Origin of the sequence: Singulisphaera sp. GP187 (genome assembly GCF_900129635.1) — a bacterium.
GTDB lineage: Bacteria > Planctomycetota > Planctomycetia > Isosphaerales > Isosphaeraceae > Singulisphaera.
The window spans coordinates 5,460,856-5,472,897 of record NZ_FSRB01000001.1 but is presented as its reverse complement, the minus strand read 5'-3'; the positions used below and the strand labels follow the sequence as shown (position 1 = coordinate 5,472,897).

10 protein-coding genes are annotated in these 12,042 nt (G+C 64.7%); 8 read left to right on the top strand and 2 right to left on the bottom strand.

The genetic code is table 11. The features are described 5' to 3' along the window. The first annotated feature begins 195 nt into the window (after positions 1-195). Positions 196-465 (top strand): hypothetical protein, encoded by a 270-nt coding sequence (locus BUS42_RS21405; protein WP_074309553.1) that lies wholly within the window; start codon positions 196-198, stop codon positions 463-465. A gap of 506 nt (positions 466-971) precedes the next feature. Here the strand turns inward: BUS42_RS21405 and asnB are convergent. After that, positions 972-2,903 carry an asparagine synthase (glutamine-hydrolyzing) gene (asnB, locus tag BUS42_RS21400; protein ID WP_074309551.1) on the bottom strand — a complete coding sequence of 644 codons (1,932 nt, stop codon included), beginning with the start codon at positions 2,901-2,903 and terminating at the stop codon, positions 972-974. Between the two features lie 366 nt (positions 2,904-3,269). On the opposite strand from asnB, the gene BUS42_RS21395 reads away from it, so the two are divergent. From BUS42_RS21395 to BUS42_RS21370, 6 genes are all read left to right on the top strand, one after another. Further along, entirely contained in the window at positions 3,270-4,082 is an 813-nt protein-coding gene (locus BUS42_RS21395) for a carboxypeptidase regulatory-like domain-containing protein (protein WP_074309549.1), read from the top strand. 470 nt (positions 4,083-4,552) lie between these two features. Then, positions 4,553-4,825, top strand: a complete 273-nt coding sequence (locus tag BUS42_RS21390; RefSeq protein ID WP_074309547.1) for a hypothetical protein — start codon at positions 4,553-4,555, stop codon at positions 4,823-4,825. Positions 4,826-4,923: 98 nt separating this feature from the next. Then, positions 4,924-5,841: a PD-(D/E)XK nuclease family protein gene (locus BUS42_RS21385; protein ID WP_159452273.1), complete on the top strand. Its 918-nt coding sequence runs from the start codon at positions 4,924-4,926 to the stop codon at positions 5,839-5,841. Positions 5,842-6,045: 204 nt separating this feature from the next. Beyond that, complete coding sequence (locus tag BUS42_RS21380) at positions 6,046-7,407, top strand: lactate racemase domain-containing protein (RefSeq protein WP_074309543.1); 1,362 nt, start codon at positions 6,046-6,048, stop codon at positions 7,405-7,407. A gap of 101 nt (positions 7,408-7,508) precedes the next feature. Then, entirely contained in the window at positions 7,509-8,270 is a 762-nt protein-coding gene (locus BUS42_RS21375; protein ID WP_074309541.1) for an MBL fold metallo-hydrolase, read from the top strand. A 258-nt stretch (positions 8,271-8,528) separates the two neighbouring features. Continuing rightward, positions 8,529-9,491 (top strand): GDP-mannose 4,6-dehydratase, encoded by a 963-nt coding sequence (locus BUS42_RS21370; RefSeq protein ID WP_074311314.1) that lies wholly within the window; start codon positions 8,529-8,531, stop codon positions 9,489-9,491. 22 nt (positions 9,492-9,513) lie between these two features. On the opposite strand, the gene BUS42_RS21365 is transcribed toward BUS42_RS21370, so the two are convergent. After that, positions 9,514-10,161 (bottom strand): hypothetical protein, encoded by a 648-nt coding sequence (locus tag BUS42_RS21365; RefSeq protein WP_074309539.1) that lies wholly within the window; start codon positions 10,159-10,161, stop codon positions 9,514-9,516. A gap of 316 nt (positions 10,162-10,477) precedes the next feature. Here BUS42_RS21365 and BUS42_RS21360 point away from each other — a divergent pair, with 316 nt between their 5' ends. Next, a complete protein-coding gene (locus BUS42_RS21360) occupies positions 10,478-11,989 on the top strand; it encodes a rhamnulokinase (protein ID WP_074309537.1) in 1,512 nt (503 codons plus the stop codon). Positions 11,990-12,042: the final 53 nt, after the last annotated feature.

Below are 12,042 nucleotides of genomic sequence, written 5' to 3'. Positions count from 1 at the left end.
CGACAGTTTCGGCCAGGATCCCGGCGGTCGATTGATTCTCGGCTCCGAACATACATAATATTGACAACTCGTCCAATCAACGACATCCAAATTATTTATCTGGACTCCGCGTATTCTCCACTGTATATAGAGGGAAACCGGAAGCGTCAGCCGGTCATCCAACAAGGACGAGACGCCAGAAGGGGAACGCTTCTCATGTTCACGATGACGGTCTACGCCGTCGGCCGAACGGTCATTGCCAGAGGGCAAAGTCGCGAAAAAGAAGGGTGGGAGGACACCTTGATCCGGCTGCACCGCGGAACGCTACCCCCTGGCGAACCGCCGCGACGGGTCATCGGCATGACCTACCACGAGGGACAAACCGGTAGCCCCACCAACATGGTCACCCTGGGGCACGGTGGCCCCACGCCGCACGAAACGACCGATCAGCCGCTGCTCATCCACACCGCTCCACCGCAATTCTGAATCAGCAATCGCGTTGGTCCCAAGAGCACCCGGCCGCGGAACTTGCCTTGCCGGACATCGGCCGGCTGCCAAGTTCCGCAAGCTGCACGTACCGAAACATCTTCATCGCAAAATCCACGGAAGCCCTATCACGTAAGGGCTTGCGCAAACACAAACTTTGCAAGCTTAGATTTTACCGAGACTGTCGCAAGGATACTGGGATCTCGTTTCCACGCTCGGCGTGGGAACGAGTTTCTCCCGCGAATTTCGACCTTCGGGGCAGACAGACGGCCCGGTTTCCTTGCGACAGACTCATTTTGCCGCTCTGTCTCGCTGAACCGAAAGACTCACCCACGCGGAGGCGTGGAGAGCGCGGAGGAGTCAAGAGAGTATAATAAGTTCACAGGGGCGAGGGTGAATCCAGCGGTCAAAATCAATCGCTCCGTCACCCTCCTTGTTAACAAGCTCCTCCTCCCCTTCGCGTGAACCTGGTGAAATCCTCCGCTTTGGGAGGGGTCCGCGCAGTCTCAGGTCGAGGCGGCGTCGATGTGGTTGCGGAACCAGAGTTCGAGGACGAGCAAGGTCCAAAGCTTGTAGGCGTGGTCGCGTTTGTTTTGGATGTGCTCATCGATCAAGGTTGCGATTGCGTCGGGGCGAAAGAGCCCGCGGTTCAGGGAGACGGGGTCGAGCAGGACGGAGCGGAGCTCGTCTTTCAGGGGGCCGCGGAACCAGCGGTCGACCGGGACGCCAAAGCCCATCTTGGGGCGGTTGCGGATCGCCGGGGGAAGGTATTCGGCGAACGCTTGTTTGAGGATCGCTTTCGAATGGCCGTTGCGGAGCCGAAGCTTGCGCGCGATCGGCATCGCCATCGCCAGCTCGACCACCCGGTGGTCCAGGAGCGGGCCGCGGCACTCCAGGCTGTGCGCCATGCTCGCCATATCAACTTTGACCAGGAGGTCGCACGGCAAGTACGTCAGCAGGTCGGCAGCCATGGCGCGGGTGACCGGGTCGCGGCGCGTGGCCGCGGCAAAGGCGCGGGTGAGCGCCGAGACGGGGTCGGCCTCGGCGGGTCGAGCGGCCCCGGCCTCGGCGAGCATTTCGATCCAGGAGTCAGAATATAAGGAAACGCGACTCGCCTCGTCGAACTGGCAGATCCAGCGGAGGTAGCGGGCCACCGGTTCTTCGCCGATCCCCTCCAGCCAGCGGCGGACCTTGCGCATCGGGGTCTTCGCCCGGGTGGAGACCGGCAAGGCCCGCGCGACCGGCCCTTGCAACACCCGCCGCGGCCCCGCGGGGAGCCGGTCGGTCAGGCTGGCCAGGGCGATCGCCCGATAGCGATCGTAGCCCGCGAACAGCTCGTCCCCCGCGTCGCCCGTCAGGGCCACCGTCACCTCCCGGCGCGTCTCTTGCGCGACGTACCAGGTCGGCACCGCCGAGCTGTCGGCGAACGGCTCGTCGAACTGGGCCGCCAGGGCCGGGAGCAATTCCCAGGCCCGCGGCGTCACGACGAACGCGTGGTGCTCGGTCCCCAAATGCCGCGCGGCGAGCTCGGCGAACCGGGTCTCGTCGAACGCAGGGTCGTCGAAGCCGATGGAAAAGGTCTTCACCGGCCGGGTCGACGCCGCTTGCATCAGACCGACAATAATCGTCGAGTCGATCCCCCCCGAGAGGAAGGCCCCGAGCGGCACGTCGGCCACCATCTGCTCGCGGACCGCGTTGCCCAGCGTCGCGCGGAGCTCTTCGACGTCCTCGCCCAGCGGGCGGTTCCGCTCGAGATTCCACTCAGGGTTCCAGTAGCGTTCCAGCCGGAGCGTCCCGTCCTCCCAGACCGCGTAGTGCGCCGGGGGGAGTTTGTGGGTGCCTGCCAGGATCGTGTCCGGGTGGGGGACATAGCCGTAGGTCAGGTAGCGATCCAGGGCCAACGGATCGACGCGTCTGGGGAACTCGGACTCGGGTAAAGCCAGGAGCGACTTCAACTCGCTGGCGAAGAGGATCCGCGTCCGGTCGTGACGGTAGACCAACGGTTTCTGCCCGAGCCGGTCGCGACCCAGAAGCAGGCGCCGGCGGGGGGCGTCCCAGATCGCCAGCGCGAACATCCCGCGGAGCAGGGAGAACATCCCAGGGCCTTCGTCCTCGTAGAGGTGGACGAGAACCTCGGTGTCCCCGGTCGAACGGAGCGAATGCCCCCGCGCTTCCAGACGGTGCCTCAGCTCGGGAAAGTTGTAGATCTCGCCGTTGAACACGGTCCAGATCGTGCCGTCCTCGTTGCTGAGCGGCTGATGGCCGCCGGAGAGGTCGACGATCGAGAGCCGGCGAAACCCCAAGGCCGCGTGGTCGTCGCGGTAGACCCCCGAGTCGTCGGGTCCGCGATGCACGATCCGCGTCATCATCGCCGCCAAGGCATCCTCGGCCAAAGGCCGGCCGGCGTCCGTCCAGGCCGCCCCCGTGATCCCGCACATAGCCTTGGTGGTCCTTCGTAGCGTCCGACGCGAAACCTCGTCGCCGTCGTTGGGCTGGCTCTCTGACTCGTTCTCGCAGATTCATTTTGACGCAGCCGCCCGTTTGAGGAACGGGGATTCTCATAAATTTCCAGGATTTCCTGCTTTTCCTGCAATTCGAGAGAGAGAAAAGGGTTCTCAAGTCGTACGGATGCGAGGCGAACCGGCCTTTTATGGGGTGGGCACGACCCACCATAGAGCGAGGAATCCCCCTCGTTCCCACGGTCCCCCATGGGAACGAGTAAAGTTGGTTGCGGCTATGCCGCGCTACGCGAGAATACGGAGCCATTCTTCCCGTGGCGCGGGGGCCGAGCAGAGGGAGACACGGTGATCCTCAATAGAATCAGCAAACTCTCCGGCTTGTCTATCGTGTCCGTGCTGATCGGACTGGCTTGCCTCCCGGTCGCGGCAGCACCTCCCGATCCAGAGAGCAGGTTCGGGTCGATCCGAGGACGCGTGATCTGGGCAGGGACGGAGCTCCCGAGGTTCAACGACCTCCAGCCCCAAGGTCGGGCGGAGCGAGACCCTCAAATTTGCGCCCGAGAGCGGGCGATTCCCAACAATGCGCTGATCATTGATCCCCAATCGAAAGGAATCACCAATGCCATCGCCTACCTGGGCAATCCTCAGGGGGCCTTCCTCGAGATCGAAAAGGCGCTGATCGCGGATGCGCCCCAGGTCACCGTAGACCAGAAGAACTGCGAGTTCTTGCCCCGAGTCACGGCGATGCACCAAGGCCAGGAACTCATTTTCACATCAAGTGACCGCGTGATTCACAACATCCATCTCTCGCCGCTCAAGAACGAGGGCCTCAATCAGTTGATGGCCCCTGTAGGCCAACTCCGCGTGAGACTGCTCGCCGAGAGACGAGCGATCCCCGTCCAGTGCGGGCTTCATCCCTGGATGCACGCCTCGATCAGGGTCTTCGACCATCCCTACTTCGCGAAGACCGGCAAAGACGGCACATTCGAAATCGCGAGAATTCCACCCGGCGAACAGAAGCTCATCGTCTGGCATGAGCGTGCGGGTTATCTGACCGAAGGCAAGTCGTGGGGGATGGCTGTGACCATCTCTCCCGGGAAGGTCTCCGACGTCGGCACGATCCAAGTCGCTCCCGAGGCGATCAAGAAAGCTCCCTGAACATCTCCCTTCAACATCGAGAAGCCTGAAGATCTGGAACACGCCGTTCTATCCCGACGGCCTGAACACAGGTAGAATAGAACGCTTCCGTAACACGACTTCCGGAAGTCTCGACAGCCGAATTGATAACTCCCGAAGCTCTGACACTCCTGAAGATCGCCCGGCAATTCGCGCAAAATGCGGGTGGATCGGCAAGAACCGGAACGAGGTGAACATCTCGGCGGAGACCGGGATCGCCATCCGTGAGTTCCCGATGCTCACCGGTGAGGCAAACGACTTGCTCCACGTTGTCAGAAAAGCCATCGGCGTGATCGAGGCGAAGCCGAAGGGGCCCCCCCACTCATCGAGGTCGAGACCAAATCCGCGAAGTACCTGCCAGCAGCCCCCCGTACCTACCAGCCAGGATGACCCCGCAAGGGAAAACCGGCGTGGCCCCTCTTCACCGATGGCGACGAGCAGGGAGGTCCACCATGAATCGCGTCCCCATGACCATCACCGTCACGATCGATCAACGTCTCGATCAACCCTTGCTGCAGATCGTGTCCGACGAGATCAATTTTGTTGCGGCAGGTAAATCGACGTTGTGCTCCCAGACTCCCTCAGCGAGAACAGGGCGGTTTGACCTCGCAAAAATCATCCAGAAGCAGGGCCATAAGCAGGGCGTTACCGCGATCATCGGGCAGTGGCCCGGTGATGAGACTGACGAACAGATCGAGCAGGCGTTCCGGGACATCGGTTCATGAGCGCGGGCACTGGCGACCAGTTCAGGGCGAACCTGGTGACGACGAACAATCTTCTCGTGGGCCTCCATCGGTACGCGTCCCGACAGGACGAGAACTTCGTGACCGAAGCATTCGCCCACCTGATCCGCCATCTCCTTGAAAATGAGCCCGACGCCGCCCTGCGGATCTTGGAAAGCCTGACCGCGGGGACAATTATCGCCACGGCCGCGAAAGCAACAGCCGTCAAAGTCACGACTCAGGTCACGACCGTGCTGGGACGCCCAGACATCGAAATCTCCACGCTCGACACGCTGGTCTACGTCGAGTCGAAGGTGGAATCGGAGTTGGGCGACCGGCAGCTCGAACGATATCTTGAGGAGCTTGCCAAGGCCGAGGTCAGGTCCAAAGTGCTGGTGCTCCTCTCCCGATATCCCATTCAAATCCATTCCAGCCTTGTACATGCGGTTAAATTAAGACGGTGGTATCAGGTCGCCGACTGGCTTCTCGGGGAATTGCAGGGGCAGTCGATTCGCTCGAGCGTAAGCCGATATCTCGTCGAACAGTTCGTTGGCTTTCTGGAAGTGAGGGGGATCACAATGGAAGCGGTCGGTTGGGAGATGGTCGCTGGCGTTCGTTCGTTTCGTGCACTCATTACGATGCTTAGCGAAGCCCTCTCGGCTAGCAACGCCCCGAAGATTGCAAAGGATCCCAGTTGCTGGGACTCGTGCGGCTATTATTTCGACGACAAGAAGTTCTGGATCGGCGTCTCGTATGACAGACCCGATACCCTTACGTTCATGACGCAGAAAATCAAGATCGCCGCGAATGCGGTTGAGCTAGCAGGTTCGGGAAGACTGCAACAAGAGACCGACCCCTACTTCCCCTCAGGGCGAAAGTGGATCATCGAGTTGTCGCTTAACTCCGAGGAAGTCCATTTCTTCGCACGTTCGCGGGCGAGCCAAATGCTTTGTATCGAGCAGTTTCTGGCCAACAGTATTGCTTGCGCCCAAAAAATCCTCGTGGACCAAGGACAATGAGCACCGCCACCCAGCAAGTCGTCAGCAATGCCTGGAACTTCGCCCACGTCCTCCGGGACGACGGCCTTTCCTAACATGGCCTGTAATCCATTCCGCAGGGAGGCAACCTCGGCTTGGCGGCCGGGCCGGTGATGGAGTAGCGTGGGAACGATGCGCTGGCATTCCGCGCGCACACGACGTCATCTCGAATGGAGTCTGCTTTTGATGACCGCTCCCTCGACCGAATCGGACGCGCCGGTGGCCCTGCCTTGGGGTGAGGCCGAGAACCTCACGCTCGACTTACCGCACGCCTGGCGGCCGAGGGCCGAGGTCGTCTGGCCTGACCTGAACGGGGGGATCGACGACTACCCGGCGGCGCTCGAGCAGGCGCTGAATGCCCCCGAGGCCGGCCTGGGCGTCGGACCCGGCTCGACCGTCGCGATCGTGGTCGACGACCCGTCGCGCTGGACGCCGGTCCGCGAGGCTCTGCCGATCCTCGTCCGCCGGCTCCACGAACGGGGCGTACGCCAGGAAAACGTCACGGTCAGCGTAGGCGTCGGCCGCCATCACGCCGTGGACGCCGAGGCGATGCGTAAGCGGGTAGGCGACGCGATTACGGAAGCCTATTCCTGCCATAGCCCGCCGGTGGATGATCTCTCGGCCTACGACGATTTGGGGGTGACGCCCGAGGGGGTGCCAGTCCGGGTCTTTCACCCGGTGGCCAAGGCCGATCTCCGGATCTTGATCGGGTCGGTCTTGCCGCACCTTCAGGCCGGGTTCGGCGGCGGGTATAAGCTGATTTTTCCAGGGACGAGCCACCGGACGACCCTGGGAGCGTTGCACCGCCAGGGGTTGAGCGCGGGGCAGGCGGGCCGGCTCCTCGGGGGCAACGCCGACCAGAACCCGATGCGCCAGGCGATCCGCTCGGCGGCCCGACGGCTCGGCCCTTGCCTGTCGATCAGCCACTTGCTGGGGGCCCCCGGGCAGGTGCTCCACGTGACGGCCGGACACCCGGACGCGGTCCAGGACCGGCTTGCGGCCGAGGCCAAGCGCCGGCTCCGGGCACCCGACGCCGCGGCGGCCGACCTGGTGGTCGCGGGCAACAACCCCTGGCCGGGCGACCCGATGCAGAGCTTCAAGGTCCTCCTCCAGCACCGCGCGGCGAGCCGGCCGGGCGGGGTCCTCGTCGGGTTCTTCTGGACCGAGGCCGATCAGATCGACCGCTCGTTCCCGATGCCCGCGCTCCGCGCGATCGCCGCCTCTGGAGCGCCGGGGGGCTGGTTCATCCGCCGCGGCCTGGCACTGGCCAGCGACCTCGTCTCGGCGGTCGGCAGCCCCAGCGCCTTCATGCTCCGCTGGGCCCGCGAGTTGGTGGTCGACCGAACAGTCCTCGTCTTCGCTCCCCCGCTTTACGACCGGATCGGCCCGCGACTCGGGCCGATCCGGCTCTTCGCCGACCAGGGGCAACTCTGGCGGGCCGCGGCCGACGCACTGGGGCGGGCCGGCGTCGACACGCCTCGAATCCGGATCTTCCCCCAGGGGGGGTTGACCTACGCTCCGGAACCCGAACCGAGGACCTCCCCGTAGCCCGCCAGCGCGGTATGATTAACGGAGGAGGCAGACACGTTCTCAGCCCCCCGCCGAGCCGTGGGCCTCATGCTTTTCTCCCCCGCCAGCGAGGACCGTTGATGAGCGAAGTCCGCTTGATTCCGCTGGGCGTGGGAGAGGCGTTCACCGCCAGCCATTACACCACGTGCCTGGCGCTCGGGGTGGACGACGCCTGGCTCTTGATCGAGTGCCCGCACCCGATCCGCAAGATGCTCCGCGAGGCGACGACCGCGGCCGGCTTGCCCTTCGACCTCGACCGGGTCGAAGCGATTGCGGTCAGCCATCTCCACGCCGATCACTGCTCGGGGCTGGAAGACTTCGGCTACTACACCTACTTCGCGCTCGGCCGACGCGCCCGGCTCGCCATGCACCCCGACGTCTCGGCCAAGCTCTGGAACGGCCTGCTCGCCGCCGGGATGGCCGAGGTGCAGATGGAGCCCGACGGCCCGACGATCCGGAAGCAACTCGACGACTACTTCGATTTGATCGCCCTGAATACGGCCGGCCCGGTCTCGGTGGGCCCGTTCACGATCGAGTGCCGGCGGACCATCCACCCGGTCCCGACGACGGCGTTCCGGATCCGGGCCGGCGGTCGGACCCTCGCCTTCAGCGCCGATACGGCGTTCGACCCCACGCTCATCGACTGGCTCGCCCCCGCCGACCTGATCGTCCACGAGGTGACGCTCATCGGCCACTCGGGCGTGCACACTCCCTACGAGAAACTCGTCGCGCTTCCCGCCGACCTCCGCAATAAAATCCGATTGATCCACTACCCCGACGACTTCGACCTCGCCGCCAGCGTCATCGAACCGCTCTACCAGGGACGAAGTTACGTCGTCTAACCTTCGCTCGCTCGTTGCGGTTCGTTGGCGATCGCGATAAGGTAAACAGCCTCAGGGCCGGCCCGACCAAAATCCCGGGACCGCGCCCTCTTGTCAGGTGGGCACGGCCCACCAGGGTTCGCCTCGAGGGTGAACGACCACAATCGTCCGCCAAGCCTGATTGGCAAAAAATCAATCATGCGGGTAAGCCGTGCCCGCCGTTTTCAAGAATCAACGGGTGGGCGGTCCCCACCCTGGCGCGAGAGTGGGGCGTTGCTGATGCGAGTTCTGGTGACCGGGGTCTCTGGGTTCGTGGGGGGACACCTTGCGGAACACCTGATCGACTCGGGCGACCTGGTGGTCGGGCTCTCGGCCCGGGGCCGCTGGCCCCAGGAGTTGGCACACCTGTCGCGCCAGGTCCGGATCGAACCTTGTGACCTGGCCGAGGCCAGCGAGGCAGCTCTAGTCGACCTGATCGGCCGCAAGCAGCCCGAGGTAATCTACCACCTCGCCGCGCAGGCGAACCCGCAGGCAAGCATGGCCGACCCCCGGGGCACCTGGGCCTTGAACCTGGGGGGGACCCTCAACCTGCTCGAGGCCGTCAAGGCGACCGGCCTGCATCCCAAGCTCGTGCTGGTCGGCTCGGGGGTCAGCTACGGCAACCCGGGGCCGGAGCACCTGCCCGTCTCCGAGTCCTGCCCCTTGAGGCCGAATAACCCGTACGCCGCCAGCAAAGGGGCGGCCGACCTCCTGGGGATCCAGCATTATCTCTCGCACGGGACCGACGTCGTCATCGTCCGCCCTTTCAACCACGCCGGCCCGCGCCAGGGAGCGAACTACGTCCTGGGGGGCCTGGCACGCCAGGTCGCCGAGGTCGAAGCCGGCCGCCGGGGGCGGATCGAGGTCGGCAACCTCGACGTCGTCCGCGACTTCACCGACGTCCGCGACGTGGTCCGCGGCTACCGACTGCTCGCCCAGACCGGCGCAAGCGGCGAAATCTACAACCTCGGCACCGGGCAGGGCACGAAGATCGCCGACGCCCTGGCCATCCTGACCTCCCTGGCCCGCGCTCCGATCGAAGTCTATGTCGACCCCGCGCGGGTCCGCCCGGTCGACCAGCCCCTGCTCGTGGCCGATTCGACCAAACTGCGCGCCGTCGGCTGGGCACCGTCATTCTCGATCGAGCAAACCCTGGCCGACATGCTCCGGTACTGGCGTGAGATCGTGGCCCGCGAGAGTTGACGCCGCCTGACGCTCACCTTGGTCAGGGACGTTTCTTCATCAAAATATCGACTTCGATGCGAAGCGTCGCGATCATTCGCTCGGCGAACTCGGACTCGCGACGAAGGCGTTCGCATTTGATCTCCAACTCGCGCACGCGATCATCAGTTTGGGTTTGCACCGTCTCGGTCTCGGATATCGCGGCCGAACGCTCCACCGCCTTGAGCCGACGCTGAGTGCGGGCGAGACGAATTTCGATATCTTTCAGCTCAACACGTCTTATCTCAAGCTGAGCCTGGTTCTCGGCGATGGTCATCTCGGTTTGGCGAATCGCAAACGTCGAGAGGAATCCCTTCAGCTTCTGCCGATCCATGTCCGTCTTCGCCACAAGCGCCAGGGAGTTTCGCATCTCGGCCTCATGGCATTCGGCCAGTTTCGCCTTCCGAAGGGCTTCGAGGTATTCAAAGTCCTCGCGGGCCCTCGTCTTGCGCTCCTCCCAAGGATCGTCCTGGGGCTCGAGAGCCGGGGCGGGGGCAGGGGCAGGGATAGGGGGAGCGGCCTGTTTCTTCTCGGCCGGCGGTGTCCCCCGTTGAGGAGGCACCGATTGCGCCGAGCTTGGCGCGAGGGCCAGCAGAGTCAGGCCGAGGGCGATGACCGAGGTGGGGACGTACCGTGACAACCACCGTTTCATGACCAGCTCCCATTACCAGAGAGACCGCGAGAACGAAGGGACACGCGACATCTCGTCCTGTCACTCCCTTGGTTTCTACCTTGACCGAACTTCGCCGTAAAGCCATCGCCCTCGAGGGCTGGGGAAAGCCTGGTGGGCCGTACCCACCCGACAAGACCGGTTCTTCATCGCTTCTACCACCTGAAATGCCGTTCGTTTATGATGGGCGGTCGAGGCGGCGCCTCGATCTTCCCTTTGTCTCGACTCGACTCGAGGCAGGCAAACCCAAGCAAGCAACGCAAACGATTCCAATCAACGGCGGGAGATCCCACGCGCCATGGCGAAAACGAGCGACTACCTGGCCCTCGACCTGGGGGCCGAGAGCGGCCGAGGGCTCCTGGGCAAATTCGACGGCGAGCGGATCGTCCTCGAGGAGGTCCACCGCTTCCCCAACGGGCCGGTCCGGGTCTACGACTCCTTGCACTGGGACTTGCCTCGGCTCTTCGAGGAGATCAAGGTCGCCCTCCGCAAGGCGGCCACGGCCAACCCCGGGCTCGACGGCGTGGGGGTCGACACCTGGGGCGTCGACTTCGGCCTGATCGGGCGCGGGGACACGCTGCTGGGCAACCCGGTCCACTACCGCGATGCGCGGACCGACGGCATGTTCGAGGCCGCCTTCCGTCGGGTCCCTCGCGAGCGGATCTACGAGATCACCGGGCTCCAGTTCCTGCCGTTCAACACACTCTATCAACTGCTGGCGATGCGGCTGTCCGACTCGCCGATCCTGGAGGTCGCCGAAACCCTCCTGATGATGCCCGACCTGTTCGCCTGGCTCCTGACCGGCAGGCGCACCGGGGAGCGGACCGACGCCTCGACGACCCAGTTGCTCGACCCGAGGTCGGGGACCTGGTCCGACGAGCTCTGCCGGGACTTGAACCTGCCCCGCCAGATCCTCCCTGAGCTGATCGACCCGGGCACGGTGATCGGCACGATCCGCCGACCCTTGGCCGAGGAGCTCGGGATCCCCCACGGCCTGACCGTCCTGGCGCCGGGGACCCACGACACCGCCAGCGCCGTGGCCGCGGTACCGGTGGTCCGCCCCCGCGGCGTCGTCGACGTCGTCGGCCCCCCCGACTGGTGCTACCTGAGCTCGGGGACCTGGTCGCTCCTGGGGGTCGAAGTGCCCCAGCCGGTGATCACGAACGAAACGCTCAAGTATAACTTCACAAATGAAGGGGGAGTCGTCGGCACGACGCGGTTGCTCAAGAACATCATGGGGCTCTGGCTGGTGCAGGAATGCCGCCGCGCCTGGGCTCGCGCGGGGCGCGAGGTCTCATACGAGGAGCTAGCCGCTCTCGCCGAGGCCGCCCGGCCGTTCGCCGCCCTGGTCGACCCCGACGACGAGTCGTTCCTCTCCCCCGGCGACATGCCGGCGCGGCTGACCGCCTACTGCACCCGAACCGGCCAAGCCCCGCCCCAGGACGAAGGGGCGTTCGCCCGCTGCGCTCTGGAAAGCCTGGCGCTCAAGTACCGCTGGACCATCGAGCGGCTCGAGCGGATCCTCGGCACGACGATCCGCACGATCCACGTCGTCGGCGGCGGCACCCGCAACGCCTTGCTCTGCCAGTTCACGGCCGACGCCTGCGGCCGCCCCGTCCACGCCGGCCCCGTCGAGGCCACCGCCGTCGGCAACGTCCTCTTGCAAGCGATGGGACGAGGCCGGATCGGATCCCTGGCCGACGCCCGCGAGATCGTCGCCCGCTCGTTCCCGGTCGTCGTTTACGAGCCGCGGAACACCGCCGTCTGGGACGAAGCCGCCGCCCGGTTCGCCTCCCTGGTGCCGGCCTGAGCTGAGCTGAACCAAGTTCCCGTTCTACGTGAACGACATCACCAACGAAGACA